The organism is Streptomyces sp. NPDC049597 (genome assembly GCF_040675505.1).
GTDB lineage: Bacteria > Actinomycetota > Actinomycetes > Streptomycetales > Streptomycetaceae > Streptomyces.
The window spans coordinates 175,105-198,750 of record NZ_JBFAOY010000005.1 but is presented as its reverse complement, the minus strand read 5'-3'; the positions used below and the strand labels follow the sequence as shown (position 1 = coordinate 198,750).

Genomic DNA, 23,646 nt, shown 5'->3' with positions numbered 1-23,646 from the left:
GACCGCCCGTCCCGAGGCCCTGGGCGCCCGGCACCATCACGTGGTCCGCCACCGACAGGATGTGCGCCGCGTCGCCTTCCTCGGCGGCCACTCGCTGACCGGCCCCGCCGGCCCGGCACCGCACGGAAAACCGCGTGCGGTGGCGGGCCGGCGCAGCCAGGATGTTCGGTCATGGCCAAACCTTCCGGATTCGTCCACACCGAGCGCGCCGACGGCACCGTCGTGATCACCCACCGCGGCCGCGCCGCCGGCACGCTGCGCGGCGACCGCGCCGCGAGGTTCCTCGCCGAGGTGGCGGCCGGGGACGCCCAGCTGGTCATGGCCCGCTGGACGGGCGCGTACAGGTTCGGCAACGAGCGGGCCGCGCGCAACCACCCCCGTAACCGGTGACGAGCGTAAGGGAACGGTAAAGCGGCCTCGCTCGTTACCCCTGGCATGACAGCTATGACCCCCGGCTCGAACATCCCTCTGGCCGCCGCCCGTGTGGCGGTGGACGTCGCCGCCCCGGTGCGGCTCGACGTCTCGGGCCTGCTGCTCACCGCCGACGGCAAGGTGCGCTCCGACGACGACTTCATCTTCTACAACCAGCCGCAGGGCCCCGGCGTCACCTACCGTTCCGGCGGGGGCACCGCCCCGGACGCGATCGTCGTGGACACCGCGGCGCTCCCGCCCGGCATCGAGAAGATCGTCGTGACGGCGAGCCCGGACGCCGCGGGCCAGACCTTCCAGGGCATCGAGCCGACCGCGACCATCCGCAACGCGGACGACGGCAGCGCGATCGCCACCTTCACCCCGCCGCGGCTGGGCGCCGAGACCGCGCTGGTGGTCGTCGAGATCTACCTGAGGAACGGCGCCTGGAAGGCCCGCGCGGTCGGTCAGGGCTATGCGAACGGCCTGGCCGGCATCGCCACCGACTTCGGCGTCTCGGTCGACGAGGAGCCCGCCGCCGCGGCCCCCGCGCCGATGCCGGCGCCGGCCCCCGCCGCCCCTGCCGTGCCCGCCCCCGCGGCGCCCGACCCGCGTATCGCCGCCGCGGCGCCGGCAGCGCCTCCCGCCCCTGCCGCACCGGCCCCCACCGGGAAGATCAACCTCGACAAGGGCCGCGTCAGCCTGCAGAAGAACCAGACCGTGTCCCTGGTCAAGGGCGGCCGCCCGCTGCTCTCGCAGGTCAAGATGGGCCTCGGCTGGGAGCCCGCGTTCCGCGGGAAGGACATCGACCTCGACGCCTCGGTCATCGCCTACGGCCCCAGCCGCAACCACCTGGACAGCTGCTACTTCGGCAAGCTGTCCATCCTGGGCGGCGCCATCAAGCACTCCGGCGACAATCTGACCGGCGAGGGCGCGGGCGACGACGAGGTCATCGTCGTCGACCTCGGCCGGCTGCCGGCCGACGCGACCGGCCTCGTCTTCACGGTGAACTCCTTCTCCGGGCAGAAGTTCACCGAGGTCGCCAAGGCCTACTGCCGCCTGATGGACGCCTCCACGGGCGAGGAGCTGGTCCGCTTCGACCTCACGAGCGCCGAGCCGCAGACCGGCGTGATGATGGCCAAGCTGATCAAGCAGTTCTCCGGGGAGTGGGAGATGACCGCCATGGGCGACTTCGTGAAGTCCCGTACGGTGCGCGGCATGGTCAAGCCGGCGGCACAGGCTCTGTGACGCCCGCACCACCGGGGACGTTCTCGCGGCGCCCCCGGTGGCCGCTCACTCCCAGGGCCAGTCGGCCGACATCCCCTGCTCGATGAGGGGCACCATCCGGAAGGCGGCATCGGTCAGGCCGCCGAAGGTGTGCCGGTTGGCGCCGCCCGAGGGACCGTGGCCCGCGCGGTAGCCCGCCAGGTTCCACGTGTAGACGGGGACGCGGGCCGGGACCTGGCCCACCGGATCGCCGTGGTGGTCGTACGCGGCCTGCTCGTCGGTGACGATCAGCACCCGGTCGTGGCTGCGGTAGTGCGCCCGCACGGCAGCGGTGGTGTTGGTGCCGCCGAGCATGCCGAAGCGCTCCAGCACCTTCAGCACCGACTCCCCCTTCGTGTACGCCACGGGGCTGTGGCCCGTGCCGAACTGGACCAGGTCCGCCTTCTCGGCGCGCATCGCGACGGCCGCGCCGAAGATCGCCGCCGCGTCGGCGCGGTTGAGCTCCGAGCGGTCGGACAGCGGCGACCACATCGACCCCGAGCGGTCGACCAGCACCAGCGTCCGCCCAGGCAGCGCGGGCACGTTCGCCAGCGAGTGGCCGAGGGCCACCTCCAGCGGGTACGCCCAGCGGAGCGACGGCGCGTGCTGGTACGCGGCCAGGTAGCGGAAGGGGAACTGCCGTGACGCGGCGACCGCTTCCGGGTCCGAGATCCGCGCCGCGACCTGTGCGGCGGCCTCGTCCGAGACACCGGCCTCGTCGAAGTTGCGCAGGTTGCGGACCAGTGCCATCGGCCCCATGGAGGGGATGACGGCCTCCCAGGCCGCCGCGTCCATCGGCCCCTGGAGCCAGCCCGCCAGCGCCTCCCACGTCATGCCCGCCGCGGCCAGGCGCTCGGCACCGCCCGGTGCGACGACGGCGGCCCGCCGCTCCCCCACGGGCAGCTCCATCAGCTCCCGGTGCGCCGTGAGCACCCGCAGCGAGGCGGGCGGTTCGGCGCGGTCGGCGTGGTGCCCGCGGTCGAGCGCGTACCGGAACAGGTCCCCCTGCCAGGGCTTCGCGGGATCCGGCGAGGCGTGCACCAGATTGAGCACGTCGCCGAAGCGGTACACCTTGCTCGCGGTGTCGTACTTGAGCAGCGACCGGGCCCCGTACAGCCGCCGCACGGCGTCCGCGAGACCTCGCTTGACGGGCTTGGGCACGGTGCGGCCGTACCGCGACGTCCAGTACGCGAGCAGTTCCCCGGGCTCGTCGGCGCGCTGCAGCACGGAGTCGACGACCCGGCGGTCGTACCCGTCACCCGTGACGCCCGCCACGAGTCGGGCGTGCACGAACTCGGCGGCGCCCACGATCGACGCGGTCCGCATGTGGGCGCGGCTCCGCAGCCAGCCGAGCAGCCCGGCGGTCCACCGCGGGTCCTCGACGGCGAGCCTGCGCACGAGCGCGGCGAACCGGTCGTCGCGTTCGCCGGCCGCCTCGTAGAAGGTCTGCTGGCCCACGAAGTTGTCCAGCGCGAGCAGATAGAGCTCGGAGTGCGGGTCCCGGACGAACCCGGCGGCTCCCTCCCGCGTGCGCAGGACGCGAAACGCGGCCTGTACCTGGGCAACGGAGCGGACGGCGGAATGCGGTGCGGGTTCCTCGTCCAGGTAGAGAACGCGGCCGCCGGGGCCGACATAGGAATAGGGTGCGGCCTCCATGCGAGCCGCGGCGCTGTTGAAGCGAGTGATGAAATCCCCCGAATTTCCTTCGGATGCACACCCCGCGCACGGGAAGCGGGCGCCTCACGGAACTGCGCCTCCCGAGATCCAAGGTGGCGGCGGCGTCTTTTTGCCAGAGGAAGTAGCCGCGGCCGGCGCACCGGGAGGTGCAGCTCGTGGTGACGACTCTAGAAAACGGGGTCCCGGGCGCGCCACGTATTTTCCGGCGCGCCCGGCGGGCGGGCAGTGCCGGTCCGGCTGCCGCTTCCAGGGGCCGGTGACGGCGAACAGGATGCCGGGGGCCTGGATGCTCGCGTACAGGAAGCGTCCGTCGGGCGAGAAGACGACACCGGCGGACTCTCCGTAGTCCGGGGCCTGGTCGGTCCCCACGTTCAGCTCGTTGCGCGCGATCGGGTACGTGCGGCCGCTGTCGGTGGCGCCGCCCCCGCGCCCCGGGCAGCGGCCACCGCAGTGGCCACCGCAGGGACCACCGCAGGGACCACCGGCAACGGCGGCCGGCCCCGCACCCCTCCCCGGACGGGGTGTCACCGAGGCGGGAAGGAGCGGGTGTCACCGAGGCCGGGAGCAGCGGGTGTCAACGAGACGAGCGGGACTTGAAGGCCGCCTTGCGGGCATCCTTCGCCACCCGCTTGTCCCCGTGCAGCCTGCCCATCGCCTCCAGCACGTCCGCCGTCCGCGGGTGCTCCACCCGCCACGCCGCATCGAAGAACCCGCTGTGCTGGCCGACCAGACCCTCCACCAGGCCCCGGAGTTCCTCGACCTCGCCGTCGGCGTCCAGTTGTGCCGCGATGGTGTCGATCGCGAGCCAGAAGATCATCGACTCCGGCGGCGGCGGCACGTCGGACGCGCCGCGCTCCGCGAGCCACACCCGGGCCAGGCCGCCGAGTTCGGCGTCGTCGAGCACCGCGCGCACCTCCGGTTCGGCGTGCGGGCCGACCAGCGTGAGGGCCTGCTGACAGTGGAGGCGGCGCAGCGGCGCCCCGCGGTCGGCACCGCGGGCCGCGGCCAGCAGGTCGCGGGCGGCGGCGGCCGGTTCCCGCCGGGCCAGCCACTGCTCGGTCTCGGCCCGCGCGGCGGGCTCGGGGAAGTGCGTGAGCCGGTCGAGCAGGACCTCCGCGCCCTTGTCCGCGAGATCGCCCACGGCGGGCGCGTCGACGCCCGCCTCCAGCATCCGGGCCCGGATGCCGTACAGGCCGAGCGGGGTGAGCCTGACCATGCCGTACCGGGAGACGTCCTCGTCGTCGGCCGGAGCCTCGGCCGCCGCGCCCTCGGTCTCCTCCGCCATCAGCGCCTCGTCGAGCGGCCGGTACTCGACCAGCCCGACGGGCTCCAGCAGACGGAACTGGTCGTCGAGGCGCATCATCGCCTCGGAGATCTGCTCCAGCACGTCGTCCGTCGGTTCGCCCATGTCCTCGGGCACGATCACCGACGCCGCGAGCACGGGCAGCGGGACCGGATGGTCCCCGGCGCCGCCGTCGGAGACGGTCAGCAGGTACAGGTTGCCGAGGACGCCTTCCAGGAACTCGGCCTCCGCCTCCGGGTCCCAGTCGAGCGCCTCGAAGTCGACCCTGCCGTCCGCCCCGATGACGTCGGCGATGTCGTCGAAGAAGGGCGCGCTCGCGTCCGCGAGGACGACGTCGAGGGCGTCCAGCCACAGGCCGAGCACGTCCTGCGGCGAACCACCGGTCACCAGCGCCAGGTTGGCCCCGGCGACCGCGCCGCCCGCGAGGTCGTCATCGGTGATGTCGTCGCCGGTGACGTCATCGGCACCGGCGGCCTCGTCGGCCTCGGGGTCCTCGACCTCGACGAGCCCGGTGTCGACGGCCACGCGCCACGCCTCGCTCGCGTGCGCGGCCCCGTCCTCGTCCCCTGCCAGCCCCAACGCGGCGGCGGCCTCGGGCAGTTGCTCGTCGACGAGCTCGCCGCCGGCGCCGACCCGCGTCCGCGGGCCCGCCCAACGGGCGAGCCTCACAGCCCGGGCGAGCAGCGGGGCGCCGAGTGCGGCCCGAGCCAGCTCCGCGTCCGAGTGCAGCCGGACCGGCGGAAGAGTGGGGCGGTCTTCGGGCATGTGCTGGTTCTCCTCCGCGGCGTACGGGATCCGGGGCAGGCTCACGGGCCCCCGGACGTAAGGGACCCGGACGCAGGGGGACCCGGGCGGTGCCAGCGTAGACGCATTCGGGGAGGTTTCGCGGCGCACCGGGAAGAGGCCACCTCCAAGGGTGCCTGTGGGACACATGGTGCTCCTGGGGCGCGCCCGGCCGTGGCGGGCCGTCACGGCGCCGTGTTCATCCACACGTCCGCCGCCGTACATCCGCCGACTCTTGACAACTGGCCTGTCGAGCCAAGAGATTGACGCGCGTAGAACACGCAGGACTCCGCCGGCTGCGCCGGCACCCCTCATCCCTCACACCTCCGGAGAAACCCCGATGCCTTCCCCCGTCGCACCGAGAACGCCCGCCGTCGCCGCTGCCGTCGCCGCCGCGCTGGCCGCCGGCCTGCTCGCCGGTTCCACCGGCGCCTCCGCGGCCGAGACCGCCCAGGTGCGGATCCACGACATTCAGGGCACCACCCGGACGTCCCCGCTCGTGGGCCGTCAGGTCACCGATGTGCCGGGAATCGTCACGGGCGTTCGGACGTACGGTTCCCGGGGCTTCTGGTTCCAGGACCCGCAGGCCGATGACGACGCCGCCACCAGCGAGGGCGTCTTCGTCTACACCGGCTCCGTCCCGACCGTCGCCGTGGGCGACCAGGTGCTGGTCTCCGGCACGGTCGGCGAGTACGTACCCGGCGGCACGTCCTCGGGCAACCAGTCGCTGACGCAGATAGCCAGGCCGGCCGTCACCGTGGTCTCGCGGGGCAACGAACTGCCCGCCCCCGTCGTGGTGTCGGCCTGGTCCGTCCCCGACGCGTACGCCCCCGACGGCGACCCGGCGGCAGGCAACAGCATCAACGCCCTTCCCCTGCGGCCGCGCACGTACGCCCTGGACTACTACGAGTCGCTGGAGGGCGCCAACGTCCGCATCGGCACGTCCCGCGTGGTCGGCGCCACCGACCCGTACGCGGAGCTGTGGGTGACGGTCAAGCCGTGCGAGAACGACAACCGCCGCGGTGGCACGGTCTACGGCTCGTACACCTCGCAGAACACCGGGCGCCTGCAGATCCAGTCGCTGACGCCGCTCGCCGAGAAGCCGTTCCCCAAGGCGAACGTCGGTGACGTGCTCGCCGGCACGACCGAGGGCCCGCTGGACTTCAACCAGTTCGGCGGCTACACGCTGACCGCCCGCACCCTCGGCACCGTCCAGGACCGCGGCCTCGAGCGCGAGAGCACGCGCCCGCAGCGCAACGGCGAACTGGCGGTGGCCACGTACAACGTGGAGAATCTCGACCCGTCGGACCCGCAGGCCAAGTTCGACGCGCTGGCGAAGGCCGTCGTCGAGAACCTCGCGTCGCCCGATATCCTCGCGCTGGAGGAGATCCAGGACGACAACGGCGCCAAGAACGACGGCACGGTGGCGGCCGGCCAGACGCTGAAGAAGTTCACGGACGCGATCGTCGCGGCCGGCGGTCCGGCCTACGCGTGGCGATCGGTCGACCCGCAGAACAACAAGGACGGCGGCGAGCCCGGCGGCAACATCCGCCAGGTCTTCCTGTTCAATCCCGAGCGGGTCTCCTTCACCGACCGCGCGGGCGGCGACGCCACCACGGCGACCGGGGTCGTGCGGGAGCACGGCCGGGCCGCCCTGACGCTCTCGCCCGGACGCGTGGACCCGGCGAACCCCGCCTGGGAGAACAGCCGCAAGCCGCTGGCCGGCGAGTTCACCTTCCGCGGCCGCACGGTCTTCGTGATCGCCAACCACTTCGGCTCCAAGGGCGGCGACGAGGGCCTGACGTCGCACCACCAGCCGCCGAACCGTTCCTCCGAGGCCAAGCGCCTCCTCCAGGCGCAGTCGGTCAACGCCTTCGTCAAGGACATCCTCAAGGCCGACCGCAGGGCCGGCGTCGTGGTCCTCGGTGACATCAACGACTTCGAGTTCTCGGCGACGACGAAGGCGCTGACGGACGACGGCGCCCTGTACCCGGCCATCACGACCCTGCCGCGCTCGGAGCGCTACTCCTACGTCTTCCACGGCAACAGCCAGGTCCTGGACCAGATCCTGACGAGCCCGTCGATCGACGACTTCTCGTACGACAGCGTGCACATCAACGCGGAGTTCGCGGAGCAGAACAGCGACCACGACCCGCAGGTGCTGCGTTTCCGCCCGTGAGGAGCAGCCGCCGGTGTGCGGGTCCCCGCGGCCCCGCGCACCGGCGGCACCGCTGTGACCAGGGAGTCCGGGGATCTCTCAGCGCTGCTTCACTGTCACGCGAAGCAGATGTGAGTGGAGCTTTACCGGCCGGGCGGCCACACTGCGGACATGTCATCCTCCCGCCCTTTCGGCCGCGCCCTGTGCGCCATGGTCACGCCCTTCACCGACGACGGCGCCCTGGATCTCGACGGCGCGCGGAAGCTCGCCGCCCAGCTGGTCGACGACGGCTGCGACGGGCTGGTGCTCTCCGGCACCACCGGTGAGTCCCCCACGACGTCCGACGCCGAGAAGGCGGCCCTGGTACGGGCGGTGGCCGAGGAGGTCGGCGACCGGGCCGCGATCGTCGCGGGCGTCGGCACCGCGGACACCCGCCACACCGTGGACCTCGCCCGCGAGGCCGAACGGGCGGGTGCCGACGGCCTGCTCGTGACCGCCCCGTACTACAGCCGCCCGCCCCAGCCGGCGATCGAGGCGCACCTGCGCAGGGTGGCCGACGCCGTCGGTGTTCCGCTGATGCTGTACGACATCCCGGGCCGCACGGGTGTGCGCATCGAGCCGGAGACCATGCTGCGGCTCGCGGACCATCCCCGCGTCGTGGCCGTGAAGGACTGCGCGTACGACCTGCTGGGAAGCACCAAGGTCATCGCCGGCAGCGGGCTCGCCTACTACTCGGGCTGCGAGGAGACGAACCTTCCGCTGTACGCGGTGGGCGGCGCGGGCTTCGTCTCGACGGTGGCCAACGTCGCCGCGCCCTGTCTGCGCGCGGTCCTCGACGCCTACGACGCCGGGGACACCGCCCGGGCCGCCCGGCTGACCCACCTCGCCCTGCCGCTCTCGGAGTCGATGATGGCCTCGGGGCTGCCGGGCACGGTGACCGCCAAGGCGCTGCTCGGCGCGCTCGGACGGCCGGCCGGTCCGGTCCGTGAACCGCTGCAGCCCGCCGGCCGCGAGGCGACCGACAGGCTGCTGGAGGAGTACCGGCGGCTGGAACGCGCCGCCGGTCAGCCCCTGGTGTAGACGCCGCCGAGTCGGTCCTTCACCTCGCCCGTGGGAGCGGGGCCGGGCGGCGGCGCGTGCGACCTGCTCGTCCGCCCGCACGCCGCGCGGGTTGCGCGGCGGGAGGGCGAGGAACCGCGACGATCAGTTGTGGCTGTGGAGGATCTCGTTGAGGCCGCCCCAGACCGCGTTGTTCGGCCGGGCCTCGACAGCGCCGGTGACCGAGTTGCGGCGGAAGAGGATGTTCGAGGCGCCGGACAGTTCCCGGGCCTTGACGATCTGGCCGTCGGGCATCGTGACGCGTGTGCCGGCCGTGACGTACAGGCCGGCCTCGACGACGCACTCGTCGCCGAGCGCGATGCCGACGCCCGCCTCGGCGCCGATCAGGCAGCGCTCACCGACGGAGATGATGACGTTGCCGCCACCGGACAGGGTGCCCATGGTGGAGGCGCCGCCGCCGATGTCGGAACCGTCGCCGATGACGACGCCCGCCGAGATACGGCCCTCGACCATCGAGGTGCCGAGGGTGCCGGCGTTGAAGTTGACGAAGCCCTCGTGCATGACAGTGGTGCCCTCGGCGAGGTGCGCGCCGAGCCGGACGCGGTCCGCGTCGGCGATCCGCACGCCCTTGGGCGCCACGTAGTCGGTCATCCGCGGGAACTTGTCGATCGAGGTCACCTGCAGGTGCAGGCCCTCGGCGCGGGCGTTGAGGCGCACGGTCTCGAGCTGGTCGACCGCGACGGGGCCGAGGCTGGTCCAGGCGACGTTGGCGAGCAGCCCGAAGAGGCCCTCCAGGCTCTGGCCGTGCGGCTTGACCAGCCGGTGGGAGAGCAGGTGGAGGCGCAGGTACGCGTCGTGGCTGTCCAGCGGCTTGTCGTCGAGCGAGGCGATGACCGTGCGGACGGCGACGACCTCGACCCCGCGGCGGGCGTCCGGGCCGATGGCCCGCGCGGCGCCGTCGCCGAGGAGCTCCACGGCACGCTCGGCGGTCAGCCGCTCGGTGCCGGCGGGGCCGGGCTCGGCGGTGAGCTCGGGGGCGGGGTACCAGGTGTCGAGGACGACGCCCTCGGCGGTGACGGTGGCCAGGCCGGCGGCCACGGCACCGGTGGTGCGCTGAGCAGTGGTGCTGTCGGACGAGTCAGTCATGACAGGAAACCTAACCGGCCGGGGCCCGCGGGGGCGAACCGGTCTCAGGTGCCGGGCGTCCGCGTCGCGCGGGACGGCGAGGGGAAAAGGGGTGGCAGGGCCCTCGGGGGCGGAGTCTGCCGCTCCGGCGGCCCCGGCTACCTTGTTCGTCCGGACGGCCGCCACCGCGCGCCGTCCCGCCGTCGTCTGACATGGGGGGACTTCAATGGCCTACGGAAACACGCCCTATCCGGGGGGCAACACGCCTTACCCCGGGCCGCCCGCCTGGGGCGCCTGGGCACCGCCGCCGCCCAGGCCCGGGGTGATACCCCTCGGGCCGCTCGGCCTCGGCGAGATCCTCGGAGGGGCGTTCGCCACGATCGGCCGGCACTGGAAGCAGCTGCTCGGCTTCGCGCTCGCCGTCTACGGCGTGGCCCTCGTGGTGTTCGGCGGGGCGCTCGCGCTCGCCTACCTGTCGGTGAAGGGGGAGCTGCACCGGCTGCTGGACTGGTCCGGGGAGAGCGCGCCGAGCAGCGACCAGGTCGTACCGCTGGTCGCGACGTTCGCGGGCGTGTACGTCTTCGGCATCGTCGTGCTGCTGGTGGCGAACGCCGTCGTCTACGCCTCCTGCCCGGCGGTCCTGCAGGACGCGGTGCTCGGGCGCCCGTCGAGCATCGGGGCCGTCTGGCGCCGGGTGCGGCCGCGCGCGTGGGCGGTGCTCGGCACCGTCGTGATCACCGCGTTGATCACCGCGGTCCCGCTGGTGCTGATGGCCCTGGCCTTCATCGGCGTCGTCGTGACGATGATCGCGCTCGCCGCCGACGGCTCGGGCGAGTGGGGCTGGCTGATCCTGGTCGGCTTCCTCGGCATGCTGGCGACGGGGCCCGTGGCCGTCTGGCTGTGGGTGCGGTTCAGCTTCGCGCCGGCCGTCGCCGTCTTCGAGGGGCAGGGCGCCGTGGGCGCGCTGGCGCGCTCGGCGCAGCTGGTGCGGGGCGCGTGGTGGCGGGTGTTCGGCATCGCGCTGCTGGCCTTCGTGATGGCGGCGGCGGCGAGCTACCTCATCCAGCTGGTGTTCCAGCTGCTGAGCCTGCTCCCCACCGGACCCGCCTCCCTGTCGGAGCAGCCCGGCGACAGCGGCGTGGCCCTCACGATCGTGCTCACGACGATGGTGTTCGGGCTGCTGACCACCCTGGTGGGCCAGATCCTCACCTCGGCCTTCCCGCAGCTGGTCGTCGCTCTGCTCTACGTCGACCAGCGCATCCGCAAGGAGAACCTGGCGCCCGCGCTCGCCGAGGCCGCCGGGCTGCCGCCGCAGCAGCCGCCGGCCGCGTACGGGGTCTGAGACGCCGGTGGCCCCGCGGCCCGGTTGCGGGCCGCGGGACCTCGCGCGGCGTGCGCGCTCACAGGAACTGCATGCCGTATCCCGTGCACGTGGGCCGGAAGTCATCGGGCCCGTCGGCCAGGGCGTTCATCGTCATCTGGAGCGTCGGGTCGTCGTCGAACAGCCCCATGTGGCCGGCCCTGTCGTCGGGGCACATGTCCTGCAGGACGATGTTGTTCACGTTCGTGCCGGTCAGGGCCTGGCTGGCGTACGGGGTGACGACCTTCTCGTACCTGGTCATGATGACGGTGTACTCGGGCCCGTCCGGCACCCGGTCGCCGTCGGACCACATCTGCCTGGTGTAGTCGCTGGTGCGGCTCTGCTCGAAGACTCCGGGGAACCGTGCCGTGTTCGACAGGCCGGTGCCGAAGCCCATGAGGTTCAGCTTCTCACCGAGGTCCACGATGCCGTTGAGGTCGGTGCCGTGGGAGCTGGGGGCCCAGCCGACATAGTCGTCGACCTTCTTCGCCCCGCCCATCTTCTTCATCCACCACATCGGCACGCTGCCGCCGAGCGAGTGGCCGACGATGTCCACCTTCCCGGCGCCCGTGGCCTGCTGGACCCGGGCCACGAAGGCGTCCAGCTGCGCTGCCGAGTCGCGGTTGGGGCCGAGCCCGCCGACGCGCTGGAAGGACAGCGGGGTGAAGCCGTAGTTCATGGCGTAGACGCAGTAGCCGTTGTTCTTGAGGCGCGGGGCGGCCTTCACGAAGTTGGCACCGATGTTGAAGAAGGTGCCCGGCAGGAGGATCACCGGGTCGGGGTGCTCGGCGCTCGGCTTGCACGACCAGTCGTTGGCGCCCGGCACGGACCCCGGCGAGACGGCGTAGTTCCACAGCGCCCGCGGGACGCCGCCCTCGCGCAGCGGTTTCTCCTCGGCCGCCTGCGCCGGGGCGGCGGCGCAGGTGACGACGGCGGCCGCGGACACGGCGGCCGCGGCCAGTGCGGTGCGCAGGCGACGGGCGGACCACTCGATCCCTGACATCGGTTGCTCCTGTGGGGGTCGATCAGCCCGTCCCGGGGCTGATACGGAGTCGTACGGGGCACGGGGATGCCCGGGAGCAGCCTGACGCGGGTTCGGCGTGCATGATCCCGGGCGGCGTCCAAACAATCCGCCGGGAGCTTGTGAGCCGTCACAACACCCTCCTGGGGTACGCGCCCGTCGCCCGTGCGTCGGCATTGACACCCCGCCTGTCCTGCGGCGACCTTGGTTACCGGTAAGTAAGCTCAGCAGCGTCGATGAGGTCGCCACCGTGGACAGTGAGGGGTACGTGACCAGGGACCGTGAGGCGTACGTGCCGCTCGCCTTCGGCGGGGTTCCGGTCCACCAGCGCCTGGCGGGGTCGGTGGACGAGCTGGCCGCCCGTGTCCTCGCACGGCTCGTCGACCACGTGCCCGTCTACGGCACGCTGCCGGCCGAGCAGTTGCGCACGGAGACCCAGCGGGTCATCGCTCAGGGCATACGCGCCTTCATCGGCGTCCTGCGCACCGGCGACCTGCCGGACGAGGAGCAGTTGCAGGTCCTGCGCCAGTCGGCCGCCAAGCGGGCCGAGGAGGGCGTTCCGGTGGAGGCGGTGATCAGCGCCTACCACGTGGGGGCGCAGGAGTGCCTGGAGCGGATGTCGGCGCACGCGACGCCCGAGGACCTGCCGCAGGTGAGGACCGCCAACCAGTTGGTGCTGCGGTTCCTGGAGCGGATGACGGCCAACGTCGTGGCGGGCTACTTCGCGGAGCGCCAGGTGGCCGCGGGCGAGGAGCAGTCGGCCCGGCAGGCGATGCTCACCGCGCTCGTCGACGGGGAGGACGTACGGGCGACGGCCGCCCGCTGGGGCATCGGGCTCCCCACCTGTTATCTGGTCCTGGCCCTGGCCGTCGGCGCGCACCCCGACGAGCGGGCCCCGGGGGTCAGTCCCGTGTTCGCCAGGCAGCGGAAGGTGCGGCGGCTGCGGGTGGAGCTGGAGCGCCACGCCGAGGGCCAGGTGCTCTCGGCTCTCAGCGGCGACGGCGGGCTCGCACTCATCCCGTACGACACGGAGGCCGCGCTGCTGGCCGACCGGGACTGGAACCGGCTGGCCACCGCGGTGTCGCACATGAGCCGTGTGGCCGGGGTCGACATCGTGGCCGGTGCGGCGGCGGCCGCCCCGGAGGGGGTGGCGGCGGCGGTCCGGCTGGCGGAGGAGGTACGGCGGGTGGCGGTGTCGGCGGGCCGGGAGCCGGGCGTCCACCGGCTCGGGGACGTGCTGCTGGAGTACCAGCTGATGCAGCCAGGCCCGGCCCGCGACGCCCTGGCCGAGCTGATGCGCCCGCTCGCCGACCGCCCGGAACTGCTCGGCACGCTGCGCGCGTTCCTGGACAGCGGACTCAGTCGCCAGCTGACCGCCGAACGCCTGCGCGTGCATCCGAACACGGTGGACTACCGGCTGCGCCGCGCGGCGGAGGCGACCGGGCTGGACGCCACGTCGGGCGCCGACGTCATGCGGGTGCGCGCGGCGCTCAGCGCCCACGACGCGATCGGTGCCCGGCCGGGAGCGGCGGACGGCGGCGCGGACGGCGGCGCCGAGGCGCGATGAGGTGACGCCCGGGCGTCAGTCGAGCAGGGTCTTCTTGGGCCGCAGCACGCAGAACTCGTTGCCCTCCGGGTCGGCGAGGACCACCCACGTGGCGTCGTCCCCCTGTCCGACTTCGGCACGGCGCGCGCCGAGCGCGATGATCCTCTCGACCTCGGCGGCCTGGTCGTCCGGGGTGAGGTCGATGTGCAGCCGGTTCTTGACGGTCTTGGTCTCGGGCACAGTCAGGAACACGATGCCCGGCAGAGCGCTCGGGCCGGCCCCGATGACGATCTCCTCGGGGTCCTCGTAGAGGATCTGCCAGTCGAGGACCCGCGACCAGAACCGGGCGAGCGCGGCGGCGTCATGACAGTCGATCGCGATCTGGTACAGAGAAACGGCCATGCCCGCCAGTGTGACTGGCGGGCATGGCCGTTGCCGGGAGATCGCCCGGATCAGACGTTGAAGCCGAGCGCGCGCAGCTGTTCGCGGCCGTCGTCGGTGATCTTGTCCGGACCCCACGGCGGCATCCAGACCCAGTTGATCTTCAGCTCGCTGACGATGCCGTCCGTCGCCGCCTTCGCCTGGTCCTCGATGACGTCGGTCAGCGGACAGGCCGCCGACGTCAGCGTCATGTCGAGCGTCGCGACATTGGAGTCGTCGATGTGGATGCCGTAGATCAGGCCCAGGTTGACGACGTCGATGCCCAGCTCCGGGTCGACGACGTCGTACAGCGCCTCGCGGATCTCTTCCTCGGAGGCAGGCTTCAGCGCCGCCCCAGCGTTCTCGGTCATGCCGTCTTCCTCTCGGCGTCGGTGCCGTCGCCCAGTGCCTGGGCGGTCGCGTCCTTCCACGCCATCCAGCTCAGCAGCGCGCACTTCACGCGAGCGGGGTACTTGGAGACACCGGCGAACGCGACCGCGTCCTCCAGCACCTCCTCCATCGCGTCGTCCGGCTCGATCTTGCCCTTGGACTGCATCAGCTCCAGGAACGTGGCCTGGATCTTCTGCGCCTCGGCGAGCTCCTTGCCGACGAGGAGCTCGTTCAGCACGGAGGCGGAGGCCTGGCTGATGGAACAGCCCTGGCCCTCGTACGACACGTCCGCGATGCGCGACCCGTCGTACTTCACGCGCAGGGTGATCTCGTCGCCGCAGGTGGGGTTGACGTGGTGCACCTCGGCGTCACCGTCCCGCAAGCCCCGGCCGTGCGGGTGCTTGTAGTGGTCCAGGATGACGTCCTGGTACATCGAATCCAGCTTCACGACCAACCCCTACCCGAAGAAGTTCCGTACGTGCTCCAGGCCGTCGACCAGGGCGTCGACCTCGGCCGGCGTGGAGTACAGATAGAACGACGCCCGCGTGGTCGCAGGAATTCCGTACCGCAGGCAGACCGGCCGCGCGCAGTGGTGGCCGACCCGGACCGCGATGCCCTGCTCGTCCAGGACCTGGCCCACGTCGTGCGGGTGGATGTCACCGAGCGTGAACGAGATCGCGGCACCGCGGTCCTCGGCCGTGGTCGGGCCGATGATCCGGAGGTCGGGCACCTCCAGGAGCCGCTTCACCGCGTACTCGGTGAGCACGTGCTCGTGCTGGGCGATCTTGTCCATGCCGATCGAGGTGAGGTAGTCCACGGCCGCGCCGAGGCCGACGGCCTGCGCGATCGGGGGCGTGCCCGCCTCGAACTTGTGCGGCGCGGGAGCGTACGTGGACGAGTGCATCGAGACGGTCTCGATCATCTCGCCGCCGCCGAGGAACGGCGGCAGGTCCTCCAGCAGCTCCTGCCGGCCCCACAGCACGCCGATGCCGGTCGGACCGCACATCTTGTGGCCGGTGAAGGCCACGAAGTCGGCCTGCAGCGCCTGTACGTCCAGCACCATGTGCGGGGCGGCCTGCGAGGCGTCGATCAGCACCAGCGCGCCGACCTCCTGGGCGCGGCGGACGATCGCCTCGACCGGGTTGAAGGTGCCGAGGATGTTGGAGACCAGCACGAAGGAGACGATCTTCGTCTTCTCGGTGATGACCTCGTCGATGGTGGACAGGTCGAGACGGCCGTCGTCGGTGAGGCCGAACCACTTCAGCTTCGCGCCGGTGCGCTGCGCGAGCAGCTGCCACGGAACGATGTTGGAGTGGTGCTCCATCTCCGTGATGACGATCTCGGTGTCGCGGTCGACCCGGTACGGCTCGTCGGCCCAGCCCAGCATGTTGGCCACGAGGTTGAGCGACTCCGAGGCGTTCTTGGTGAAGATCACCTCGTCGCGGCTCGGCGCGTTGATGAAGGCGGCGACCTTGTCGCGGGCGCCCTCGTACAGCGCCGTGGCCTCCTCGGCGAGCACGTGGACGCCGCGGTGCACGTTGGCGTTGTGCTGCTCGTAGTACTCACTGAGCACGTCGATCACCTGGCGCGGCGTCTGGGAAGTCGCCGCGTTGTCCAGGTAGACGAGCTTCTTGCCGTCGTGGAGCACCCGGTCGAGGATCGGGAAGTCCTTGCGGATCGCCTCGGTGTCGAGGAGGCCCGGCAGCTGTGTCACGCGGATACGCCACCCTTCGTGTAGGACTCGTACCCCTCGGCCTCCAGCTTGTCGGCCAGCTCGGCACCACCGGACTCGACGATGCGGCCGCCGGAGAAGACGTGGACGAAGTCGGGCTTGATGTAGCGCAGGATGCGCGTGTAGTGCGTGATCAGCAGGGTGCCGACCTCACCGGTCTCGCGGACGCGGTTGACGCCCTCGGAGACGATGCGCAGCGCGTCGACGTCGAGGCCGGAGTCGGTCTCGTCGAGGATCGCGATCTTCGGCTTGAGGAGCTCCAGCTGGAGGATCTCGTGGCGCTTCTTCTCACCGCCGGAGAAGCCCTCGTTGACGTTGCGCTCGGCGAAGGACGGGTCCATGTTCAGACGCTCCATGGACTCCTTGACCTCCTTCACCCAGGTGCGCAGCTTGGGGGCCTCACCGCGGATGGCGGTGGCGGAGGTGCGCAGGAAGTTGGAGACCGAGACGCCGGGGACCTCGACCGGGTACTGCATGGCGAGGAAGACGCCGGCGCGGGCGCGCTCGTCGACGGACATCTCCAGGACGTCCTCGCCGTCCAGCGTCACGGTGCCACCGGTGATCGTGTACTTGGGGTGGCCCGCGAGGGAGTACGCGAGGGTCGACTTGCCGGAGCCGTTGGGGCCCATGATGGCGTGGGTCTCGCCCTGCTTCACGGTCAGGTCGACGCCCTTGAGGATCTCCTTGGTGGCGTTGTCGGCCTCGACGGAGACGCGCAGGTCGCGGATTTCAAGCGTTGCCATGGGGACTTCAGTTCTCCTGTGTGACGGAGACGAGAACATCGTCCCCTTCGATCTTTACGGGGTATACGGGCACAGGGCGCGTCGCGGGAAGGCCGGACGGCTTGCCGGTGCGGAGGTCGAAGGCCGATCCGTGCAGCCAGCACTCGATCTGGCAGTCCTCCACCTCGCCCTCCGACAGCGAGACGTTCGCGTGCGAGCAGATGTCGTAGATCGCGAACACCTCGCCCTCGGTCTGGACGATGGAGACCGGCGTGCCGTCGAGTTCCACCCGCTTGGGGGTGTCCTCCTCCAGCTCGCTCAGCCCACAGGCTCGGACGAAGGCCATCAGACGGAAGCCTCCAGCTCGGCCTCGATCTTGGCGATGAGGCGCTCCTCGACGTCCGGCAGCCCGATCTGCTGGACGAGCTCCGCGAAGAAGCCGCGGACGACCAGGCGGCGGGCCTCGGCCTCCGGGATGCCGCGGGCCATCAGGTAGAAGAGCTGCTCGTCGTCGAAGCGGCCGGTGGCGGAGGCGTGGCCGGCGCCGGCGATCTCGCCGGTCTCGATCTCGAGGTTCGGCACGGAGTCGACGCGCGCCCCGTCCGTGAGGACGAGGTTGCGGTTCATCTCGTAGGTGTCGGTGCCCTCGGCCGCCGCCCGGATGAGGACGTCGCCGATCCACACCGCGTGGGCGTCGTCGCCCTGCAGGGCGCCCTTGTAGACCGCGTTGGACTTGCAGTGCGGGGTGTTGTGGTCGACGAGGAGGCGGTGCTCCTGGTGCTGGCCCTTGTCGGTGAAGTACAGACCGAACAGCTCGGCCTCGCCGCCGGTGCCGGCGTAGGCGACCCGCGGGTGGAGGCGCACGAGGTCGCCGCCGAAGGTGACGACGACGGACTTGAAGGAGGCGTCGCGGCCGACCAGCGCGTTGTGCTGGGCGACGTGGACGGCCTTGTCGTCCCAGTCCTGGACGGAGACCACGGTGAGCTTGGCGCCGTCGCCGAGGACGTAGTCCACGTTGGCGGCGAGCACGGCGTCGCCGGTGTGGTCGATGACCACGACGGCCTCCGCGAACGCGCCGAGCTCGACGACCTGGTGGCCGAAGGCGACACCGCCCTCGCCGTGCACCGCGATGCGGATCGGCTCGGCGAGCACGGTCTCCTTGGGCACGGTCACGACCGACGCCTGCTCGAAGGAGGAGTACGCCTGGGCGGCGACGCGGTCCACCGGGGTGCCCGCCTTGCCGAGCCGCGCGTCGTCGCGGCCGACGGTCTCGACGACGACGCCGTCAGGGGCGTCGATCGCGACCTTGACGCCGGTGCCGGTGGCGACGGCGGTGCCGTCGTGCAGGCCGGCCAGGCGCTCCAGGGGAGTGAAGCGCCACTCCTCCTCGCGGCCGTGCGGAACCGGGAAGTCCGCCACGTCGAACGACGGGGGCGCACTCATGCGGGTGGCGACGGTCGATTCGGCGGCCACCGCGATCGAGCCGGCGGTGGTGGAGCCCACCGGGATGTTCTGAGCCTCAGCCATGGCTGTCGGTCTGCTCGCTTTCTGCGTTCAGTGCGTGCGCTCGCCCACGGGGCCGACGCGGGCCGGAGCCTGTGGCTCCGGCTGCGGCCGGTCTGCCCGGGGTCCGCTCACGGGGCTCACCGCGTGAGCCCCAGGGACGTGATCGGGTCGGCGGGGCGCCTAGCCCACCGCACCTTCCATCTGCAGCTCGATCAGCCGGTTGAGCTCCAGCGCGTACTCCATGGGGAGTTCCTTGGCGATCGGCTCGACGAAGCCGCGCACGATCATCGCCATCGCCTCGTCCTCGGACAGACCGCGGCTCATCAGGTAGAAGAGCTGGTCCTCGGAGACCTTCGAGACCGTGGCCTCGTGACCCATGGAGACGTCGTCCTCGCGGACGTCGACGTACGGGTAGGTGTCGGAGCGCGAGATCGTGTCGACCAGCAGCGCGTCGCAGAGCACGTTGGACTTGGCGCCCGGAGCGCCCTCGCCGATCTCGATCAGACCGCGGTACGAGGTGCGGCCGCCGCCTCGCGCCACCGACTTGGAGACGATGTTCGACGAGGTGTTCGGGGCCATGTGGACCATCTTGGCGCCGGCGTCCTGGTGCTGGCCCTCGCCCGCGAAGGCGATGGACAGGGTCTCGCCCTTGGCGTGCTCGCCCATGAGGTAGACGGCCGGGTACTTCATCGTCACCTTGGAGCCGATGTTGCCGTCGACCCACTCCATGGTCGCGCCCTCGTACGCCACGGCGCGCTTGGTGACCAGGTTGTAGACGTTGTTCGACCAGTTCTGGATGGTCGTGTAGCGGCAGCGGCCGCCCTTCTTGACGATGATCTCGACCACGGCGCTGTGCAGCGAGTCCGAGGAGTAGATCGGAGCGGTGCAGCCCTCGACGTAGTGGACGTAGGCGTCCTCGTCGACGATGATCAGCGTCCGCTCGAACTGGCCCATGTTCTCCGTGTTGATACGGAAGTAGGCCTGCAGCGGGATGTCCACGTGGACGCCCTTGGGGACGTAGATGAACGACCCGCCGGACCACACCGCCGTGTTCAGCGACGCGAACTTGTTGTCACCGACCGGGATGACCGTGCCGAAGTACTCCTGGAAGAGCTCCGGGTGCTCCTTCAGCGCGGTGTCGGTGTCCAGGAAGATGACGCCCTGCGCCTCCAGGTCCTCGCGGATCTGGTGGTAGACGACCTCGGACTCGTACTGGGCGGCGACACCGGCGACCAGGCGCTGCTTCTCCGCCTCGGGGATGCCGAGCTTGTCGTAGGTGTTCTTGATGTCCTCGGGCAGGTCCTCCCAGGAGGCCGCCTGCTGCTCGGTGGAGCGGACGAAATACTTGATGTTGTCGAAGTCGATGCCCGACAGGTCGGAGCCCCAGCTCGGCATCGGCTTCTTGTCGAACAGCCGCAGACCCTTCAGCCGCAGCTTCAGCATCCACTCCGGCTCGTTCTTCTTCGCGGAGATGTCCCGGACGACGTCCTCGTTGAGACCGCGCTTGGCAGCGGCGCCGGCCTCGTCGGAGTCGGCCCAGCCGAATTCGTACTTACCCAGACCCTCGAGTTCGGGGTGGGCAGTCTCCGTGGGGAGAGTCATGCGGGGTTCCTCCCGGCCGTGCTTGCAGATGCTGGTGATGGGGTGGTCTGTGCGGCGCCGCTCTGGGGAGAGCCGCGCGGGATGAACGTCGTGCAGACGCCGTCGCCGTGGGCGATGGTGGCGAGCCGCTGCACATGCGTCCCGAGGAGCTTCGAGAAGAACTCGGTCTCCGCCTCGCACAGCTGCGGGTACTTCTCGGCCGCGTGGGCGACCGGGCAGTGGTGCTGGCAGAGCTGTTCGCCGACCGGCGCGGTACGGGCCGTAGCAGCGTACCCGTCGGCACTGAGGGCCTTGGCCAGCGCTTCGGTGCGCTCCTCGGGGGCCGCGGCCTCGACGGCGGCGCGATAGGCGTCGGCCTGGGACTCGATCCGGTCCCGGGCGAAGGCGGCGACGGCCGCCTCCCCTGCCGCCCCGCCTCCGGCGGACCGCTCGATCCAGCGCAGGGCGTCGACGGCCAGCGTGTCGTACGACTGGTCGAAGGCGTCACGGCCGCAGTCGGTCAGGGCGAACACCTTGGCGGGGCGCCCGCGCGTGCGCGCGCCGTAGACGCGCTGCTCACGGGCCTCCACGACATTGTCGGAGACGAGCGAGTCGAGGTGACGGCGGACGGCCGCCTGAGTGAGTCCGAGCCGGCCCGCGAGATCGGCAACGGTCGACGGGCCGTGGTCCAGGATGGAGCGCGCGACGCGGTTGCGCGTGGAGCGCTCACCGGTCGCGAGTTCCTCGTGGGGAGCCTCGCCTACGTTTTTCACAACGCCATTGTTGCGTAATTCCTCAGAGAGTGACAAGCCGCGTCCGGATCACCGCACGGTGCCGTACATCACTTAGGCATACCTAATCTGACCTGCGGAAATGATCACTCGGACGCCTTCCTCGCAGGTCCGCCGGGGTGCTCGTGCCCGGCCGTCTCCCACGCCGGAGGGACCGCCGTGCGGCCCCGCGCGATCACTGCCCGCGTGAACGCGGCCGCGTCCCGGACGGCCGCGCCGCCCGGGTCGTTGTTGAAGAACGCGTACACGTCCGCCCGGTCCGGCCAGGCGTCGGCCGCACGGTCCGCCCAGGACGCGAGCGCCTGCCGCCCGTAGCCCGGCCACGGCCTCGCCCGGCCCTCGTGGAAGCGCAGATAGCCCCAGTCGGCCGTCCGCCACAGCGGGGTCACCGGCCGCGAGCCGCGGTCCGCCCAGCACAGGGCGGCGCCCCGGGCCGACAGCACGTCGGCGATCTCGTCCGTCCACCACGAGTCGTGGCGCGGTTCGACGGCCACGCGCACCCCGGGCGGGAAGCAGGCGAGCACCGCGTCCAGCGCGCGGGCGTCGGCGCGGAGCGTGGGCGGCAGCTGCAGCAGGACGGGCCCCAGACGCTCCCCCAGCGCCTCGGCGCGGCCCATGAGCCGCTCGACGGGCTCCTCGGGATCCTTCAGCCGCTTGATGTGGGTGAGGAACCGGCTGACCTTCACCGCCATGACGAAGCCGTCGGGCGTGCGCTCGCGCCACTCGGCGAAGGTCCTGCGCTCGGGCAGCCGGTAGAAGGCGTTGTTGTTCTCGACGGTCACGAAGCGGCGCGCGTACTCCTCCAGCCAGAGCCGCTGGGGCACGCCCTCGGGATAGAGGACGCCGCGCCAGTCCCTGTACTGCCACCCGGAGGTGCCGATGAGCACGGGCATACCGTGATCCTTCCCCCGGCCCGGCCGCCTCACCGTCACCAGTCCCGGGAAAACCCGCCACCGGACGGCAACCGCCGGCGGCCCCTGCCCCGGCGGGCCGCGGCCCCGGCCGGGCCGGTGCCCGTGACCTGCCCGCGGGCCGGTGCGTGCGGCGGGGTCCGGGGCCGCGGCCCGAGCGGTCCCGGCGGGTCCTTAGACTTCCCGCATGAGCAACGAGTCCGCCGTCCAGATCCGGGGCCTGGTCAAACGGTACGGATCGAAGACCGCGGTGGACGGCCTGGACCTCGACGTCGCCACCGGATCCGTGACCGCCGTGCTCGGCCCCAACGGAGCCGGCAAGACCACCACGGTGGAGACCTGCGAGGGCTACCGCCGCCCCGACGCCGGCACGGTGCGCGTCCTCGGCCTCGACCCCGTCGCCGACGCGGCCCGGCTGCGTCCCCGCATCGGCGTGATGCTCCAGTCCGGCGGCGTGTACTCGGGCGCCCGCGCCGACGAGATGCTGCGCCACATGGCGAAGCTCCACGCCCACCCGCTCGACGTGGACGCCCTGATCGAACGGCTCGGGCTCGGCAGCTGCGGCCGTACGACGTACCGGCGCCTGTCCGGCGGCCAGCAGCAGCGCCTCGCGCTCGCCATGGCCGTCGTCGGCCGGCCGGAACTCGTGTTCCTCGACGAACCGACCGCCGGACTCGACCCGCAGGCCCGCCGGGCCACCTGGCAGCTGGTGCGCGAACTGCGCGCCGACGGCGTCACCACCGTCCTGACCACGCACTTCATGGACGAGGCCGAGGAGCTCGCGGACGACGTCGCGATCGTCGACGCGGGCCGGGTGATCGCCCGGGGCACCACGGAGGAACTGTGCCGTGGCGGTGCCGAGAACACCCTGAGCTTCACCGGTCGCCCCGGACTCGACCTCGGCTCGCTCCTCAAGGCGCTCCCGGACGGCACGGCCGCCGCCGAGCTCACGCCGGGCGCGTACCGGATAAGCGGCCAGGTGGATCCCCAGCTGCTGGCGACGGTCACGACCTGGTGCGCCCAGCACGGCGTGATGCCGGACGGCATCTCGGTCGAACGCCACACGCTGGAGGACGTCTTCCTCACGCTGACGGGCAAGGAGCTGCGCGGATGAGCGCCGGTACGTACGCACCGAGGCCGGGCGCGGCGCCGCTGCCCCGCATGATCGCGGCGCAGGCCGCCTTCGAGACAAAGATGCTGCTGCGCAACGGCGAGCAGCTGCTGCTCACCGTGGTCATTCCGTCGCTGCTGCTGGTGCTCTTCTCGACCGTCGACATCGTCGACACCGGGGACGGCGAGGCCGTCGACTTCCTCGCCCCCGGTGTCCTCGCGCTCGCCGTGATGTCGACGGCCTTCACCGGCCAGGCGATCGCGACCGGTTTCGAGCGGCGGTACGGGGTGCTCAAGCGGCTGGGCGCCTCGCCGCTGCCGCGCTGGGCGCTGATGTGCGCCAAGACGCTCTCGGTCCTCGTCACCGAGGTCCTGCAGATCGTGCTGCTGACCGTGATCGCCTTCGCGCTCGGCTGGTCCCCGCACGGCAACCCGTTGTCCGTGCTCCTGCTGCTCGTCCTCGGTACGGCGGCCTTCTCCGGGCTCGGGCTGCTCATGGCCGGGACGCTCAGGGCGGAGGCGACCCTTGCCGCCGCGAACCTCGTCTTCCTGCTGCTCCTTGTGGGCGGCGGCGTGATCGTTCCGCTGGACAGGTTCCCGGGCGCCGTCGCCTCCGCCCTCGCCCTGCTGCCGATTTCGGCGCTGTCCGACGGACTGCGTGACGTTCTGCAGAACGGCGCGGGCATGCCCTGGGGCGATCTAGGAATCCTCTCCGTGTGGGCACTGCTCGGACTCGGGGCGGCCGCCCGGCTCTTCCGCTGGGAGTGAGGCGCGCGC

At 71.7% G+C, this 23,646-nt stretch carries 22 protein-coding genes and 1 pseudogene; 8 read left to right on the top strand and 15 right to left on the bottom strand.

Annotation, left to right across the window (positions count from 1 at the left end):
- Positions 1–171: 171 nt before the first annotated feature.
- Together AB0K02_RS09010 and AB0K02_RS09005 are read left to right on the top strand one after the other, a co-directional pair.
- A complete protein-coding gene (locus AB0K02_RS09010; protein ID WP_365991672.1) occupies positions 172–390 on the top strand; it encodes a hypothetical protein in 219 nt (72 codons plus the stop codon).
- 45 nt (positions 391–435) lie between these two features.
- Positions 436–1,656 (top strand): TerD family protein, encoded by a 1,221-nt coding sequence (locus AB0K02_RS09005; RefSeq protein WP_365991671.1) that lies wholly within the window; start codon positions 436–438, stop codon positions 1,654–1,656.
- 45 nt (positions 1,657–1,701) lie between these two features.
- Here the strand turns inward: AB0K02_RS09005 and AB0K02_RS09000 are convergent, their stop codons facing one another.
- The 3 genes and pseudogenes from AB0K02_RS09000 to AB0K02_RS08990 all read right to left on the bottom strand — a co-directional run bounded on the left by AB0K02_RS09000 (position 1,702) and on the right by AB0K02_RS08990 (position 5,419).
- Positions 1,702–3,330 carry a TROVE domain-containing protein gene (locus AB0K02_RS09000; RefSeq protein ID WP_365991670.1) on the bottom strand — a complete coding sequence of 543 codons (1,629 nt, stop codon included), beginning with the start codon at positions 3,328–3,330 and terminating at the stop codon, positions 1,702–1,704.
- 258 nt (positions 3,331–3,588) lie between these two features.
- A pseudogene (locus AB0K02_RS08995) lies at positions 3,589–3,771 on the bottom strand (alkaline phosphatase PhoX); the annotation flags it as partial.
- Between the two features lie 154 nt (positions 3,772–3,925).
- Positions 3,926–5,419 (bottom strand): hypothetical protein, encoded by a 1,494-nt coding sequence (locus tag AB0K02_RS08990; RefSeq protein WP_365991669.1) that lies wholly within the window; start codon positions 5,417–5,419, stop codon positions 3,926–3,928.
- 358 nt (positions 5,420–5,777) lie between these two features.
- On the opposite strand from AB0K02_RS08990, the gene AB0K02_RS08985 reads away from it, so the two are divergent.
- Entirely contained in the window at positions 5,778–7,616 is a 1,839-nt protein-coding gene (locus AB0K02_RS08985; RefSeq protein ID WP_365991668.1) for an endonuclease/exonuclease/phosphatase family protein, read from the top strand.
- A 150-nt stretch (positions 7,617–7,766) separates the two neighbouring features.
- Positions 7,767–8,675, top strand: a complete 909-nt coding sequence (gene dapA / locus AB0K02_RS08980) for a 4-hydroxy-tetrahydrodipicolinate synthase (RefSeq protein WP_365991667.1) — start codon at positions 7,767–7,769, stop codon at positions 8,673–8,675.
- A 123-nt stretch (positions 8,676–8,798) separates the two neighbouring features.
- Here the strand turns inward: dapA and dapD are convergent, their stop codons facing one another.
- Positions 8,799–9,800, bottom strand: a complete 1,002-nt coding sequence (gene dapD, locus AB0K02_RS08975) for a 2,3,4,5-tetrahydropyridine-2,6-dicarboxylate N-succinyltransferase (protein ID WP_365991666.1) — start codon at positions 9,798–9,800, stop codon at positions 8,799–8,801.
- A gap of 205 nt (positions 9,801–10,005) precedes the next feature.
- Between dapD and AB0K02_RS08970 the strand changes: the two genes are divergently transcribed.
- Positions 10,006–11,121, top strand: a complete 1,116-nt coding sequence (locus tag AB0K02_RS08970; RefSeq protein WP_365991665.1) for a hypothetical protein — start codon at positions 10,006–10,008, stop codon at positions 11,119–11,121.
- Positions 11,122–11,179: 58 nt separating this feature from the next.
- On the opposite strand, the gene AB0K02_RS08965 is transcribed toward AB0K02_RS08970, so the two are convergent.
- The gene (locus AB0K02_RS08965) at positions 11,180–12,142 is read right to left on the bottom strand and encodes an alpha/beta fold hydrolase (RefSeq protein WP_365991664.1); all 963 of its coding nucleotides are present in this window, start codon (positions 12,140–12,142) and stop codon (positions 11,180–11,182) included.
- A 286-nt stretch (positions 12,143–12,428) separates the two neighbouring features.
- Between AB0K02_RS08965 and AB0K02_RS08960 the strand changes: the two genes are divergently transcribed.
- Entirely contained in the window at positions 12,429–13,727 is a 1,299-nt protein-coding gene (locus AB0K02_RS08960) for a helix-turn-helix domain-containing protein (RefSeq protein WP_365991663.1), read from the top strand.
- Positions 13,728–13,742: 15 nt separating this feature from the next.
- On the opposite strand, the gene AB0K02_RS08955 is transcribed toward AB0K02_RS08960, so the two are convergent.
- From AB0K02_RS08955 to AB0K02_RS08910, 10 genes are all read right to left on the bottom strand, one after another.
- Entirely contained in the window at positions 13,743–14,108 is a 366-nt protein-coding gene (locus AB0K02_RS08955; RefSeq protein WP_365991662.1) for a VOC family protein, read from the bottom strand.
- A 50-nt stretch (positions 14,109–14,158) separates the two neighbouring features.
- Positions 14,159–14,497 carry a metal-sulfur cluster assembly factor gene (locus tag AB0K02_RS08950; protein WP_177148866.1) on the bottom strand — a complete coding sequence of 113 codons (339 nt, stop codon included), beginning with the start codon at positions 14,495–14,497 and terminating at the stop codon, positions 14,159–14,161.
- Positions 14,494–14,964, bottom strand: a complete 471-nt coding sequence (sufU, locus tag AB0K02_RS08945; protein WP_365991661.1) for a Fe-S cluster assembly sulfur transfer protein SufU — start codon at positions 14,962–14,964, stop codon at positions 14,494–14,496. Before sufU ends, AB0K02_RS08950 begins: the two co-directional genes overlap by 4 nt.
- Positions 14,965–14,973: 9 nt before the next feature.
- Positions 14,974–16,230 (bottom strand): cysteine desulfurase, encoded by a 1,257-nt coding sequence (locus AB0K02_RS08940; protein WP_365991660.1) that lies wholly within the window; start codon positions 16,228–16,230, stop codon positions 14,974–14,976.
- On the bottom strand, positions 16,227–16,991 hold the full coding sequence (gene sufC / locus AB0K02_RS08935) for a Fe-S cluster assembly ATPase SufC (RefSeq protein WP_365991659.1): 765 nt from the start codon (positions 16,989–16,991) through the stop codon (positions 16,227–16,229). The genes AB0K02_RS08940 and sufC overlap by 4 nt, the downstream gene beginning before the upstream one ends.
- Before the next feature lie 7 nt (positions 16,992–16,998).
- Entirely contained in the window at positions 16,999–17,316 is a 318-nt protein-coding gene (locus AB0K02_RS08930) for a non-heme iron oxygenase ferredoxin subunit (protein WP_365991658.1), read from the bottom strand.
- Complete coding sequence (sufD, locus tag AB0K02_RS08925; RefSeq protein ID WP_365991657.1) at positions 17,316–18,497, bottom strand: Fe-S cluster assembly protein SufD; 1,182 nt, start codon at positions 18,495–18,497, stop codon at positions 17,316–17,318. Before sufD ends, AB0K02_RS08930 begins: the two co-directional genes overlap by 1 nt.
- Positions 18,498–18,656: 159 nt before the next feature.
- Positions 18,657–20,078, bottom strand: coding sequence for a Fe-S cluster assembly protein SufB (sufB, locus tag AB0K02_RS08920; protein WP_365991656.1), 1,422 nt, complete (start codon positions 20,076–20,078; stop codon positions 18,657–18,659).
- The gene (locus AB0K02_RS08915) at positions 20,075–20,830 is read right to left on the bottom strand and encodes an ArsR family transcriptional regulator (RefSeq protein WP_365991655.1); all 756 of its coding nucleotides are present in this window, start codon (positions 20,828–20,830) and stop codon (positions 20,075–20,077) included. Before AB0K02_RS08915 ends, sufB begins: the two co-directional genes overlap by 4 nt.
- Before the next feature lie 104 nt (positions 20,831–20,934).
- Complete coding sequence (locus AB0K02_RS08910; protein ID WP_365991654.1) at positions 20,935–21,741, bottom strand: DUF72 domain-containing protein; 807 nt, start codon at positions 21,739–21,741, stop codon at positions 20,935–20,937.
- A gap of 205 nt (positions 21,742–21,946) precedes the next feature.
- Here AB0K02_RS08910 and AB0K02_RS08905 point away from each other — a divergent pair, with 205 nt between their 5' ends.
- Both AB0K02_RS08905 and AB0K02_RS08900 read left to right on the top strand, forming a co-directional pair.
- On the top strand, positions 21,947–22,873 hold the full coding sequence (locus AB0K02_RS08905; protein ID WP_365991653.1) for an ABC transporter ATP-binding protein: 927 nt from the start codon (positions 21,947–21,949) through the stop codon (positions 22,871–22,873).
- Positions 22,870–23,637: an ABC transporter permease gene (locus AB0K02_RS08900; protein ID WP_365991652.1), complete on the top strand. Its 768-nt coding sequence runs from the start codon at positions 22,870–22,872 to the stop codon at positions 23,635–23,637. The genes AB0K02_RS08905 and AB0K02_RS08900 overlap by 4 nt, the downstream gene beginning before the upstream one ends.
- Positions 23,638–23,646: the final 9 nt, after the last annotated feature.

Excerpts from the sequence above, each read along its gene's own strand:
- AB0K02_RS09010 (WP_365991672.1), top strand. The coding sequence starts at position 172 with ATGGCCAAACCTTCCGGATTCGTCCACACCGAGCGCGCCGACGGCACC.
- AB0K02_RS09005 (WP_365991671.1), top strand. The coding sequence starts at position 436 with ATGACAGCTATGACCCCCGGCTCGAACATCCCTCTGGCCGCCGCCCGT.
- AB0K02_RS09000 (WP_365991670.1), bottom strand. The coding sequence starts at position 3,330 with ATGGAGGCCGCACCCTATTCCTATGTCGGCCCCGGCGGCCGCGTTCTC.
- AB0K02_RS08990 (WP_365991669.1), bottom strand. The coding sequence starts at position 5,419 with ATGCCCGAAGACCGCCCCACTCTTCCGCCGGTCCGGCTGCACTCGGAC.
- AB0K02_RS08985 (WP_365991668.1), top strand. The coding sequence starts at position 5,778 with ATGCCTTCCCCCGTCGCACCGAGAACGCCCGCCGTCGCCGCTGCCGTC.
- dapA (WP_365991667.1), top strand. The coding sequence starts at position 7,767 with ATGTCATCCTCCCGCCCTTTCGGCCGCGCCCTGTGCGCCATGGTCACG.
- dapD (WP_365991666.1), bottom strand. The coding sequence starts at position 9,800 with ATGACTGACTCGTCCGACAGCACCACTGCTCAGCGCACCACCGGTGCC.
- AB0K02_RS08970 (WP_365991665.1), top strand. The coding sequence starts at position 10,006 with ATGGCCTACGGAAACACGCCCTATCCGGGGGGCAACACGCCTTACCCC.
- AB0K02_RS08965 (WP_365991664.1), bottom strand. The coding sequence starts at position 12,142 with ATGTCAGGGATCGAGTGGTCCGCCCGTCGCCTGCGCACCGCACTGGCC.
- AB0K02_RS08955 (WP_365991662.1), bottom strand. The coding sequence starts at position 14,108 with ATGGCCGTTTCTCTGTACCAGATCGCGATCGACTGTCATGACGCCGCC.
- AB0K02_RS08950 (WP_177148866.1), bottom strand. The coding sequence starts at position 14,497 with ATGACCGAGAACGCTGGGGCGGCGCTGAAGCCTGCCTCCGAGGAAGAG.
- sufC (WP_365991659.1), bottom strand. The coding sequence starts at position 16,991 with ATGGCAACGCTTGAAATCCGCGACCTGCGCGTCTCCGTCGAGGCCGAC.
- AB0K02_RS08930 (WP_365991658.1), bottom strand. The coding sequence starts at position 17,316 with ATGGCCTTCGTCCGAGCCTGTGGGCTGAGCGAGCTGGAGGAGGACACC.
- sufD (WP_365991657.1), bottom strand. The coding sequence starts at position 18,497 with ATGGCTGAGGCTCAGAACATCCCGGTGGGCTCCACCACCGCCGGCTCG.
- sufB (WP_365991656.1), bottom strand. The coding sequence starts at position 20,078 with ATGACTCTCCCCACGGAGACTGCCCACCCCGAACTCGAGGGTCTGGGT.
- AB0K02_RS08910 (WP_365991654.1), bottom strand. The coding sequence starts at position 21,741 with ATGCCCGTGCTCATCGGCACCTCCGGGTGGCAGTACAGGGACTGGCGC.
- AB0K02_RS08905 (WP_365991653.1), top strand. The coding sequence starts at position 21,947 with ATGAGCAACGAGTCCGCCGTCCAGATCCGGGGCCTGGTCAAACGGTAC.
- AB0K02_RS08900 (WP_365991652.1), top strand. The coding sequence starts at position 22,870 with ATGAGCGCCGGTACGTACGCACCGAGGCCGGGCGCGGCGCCGCTGCCC.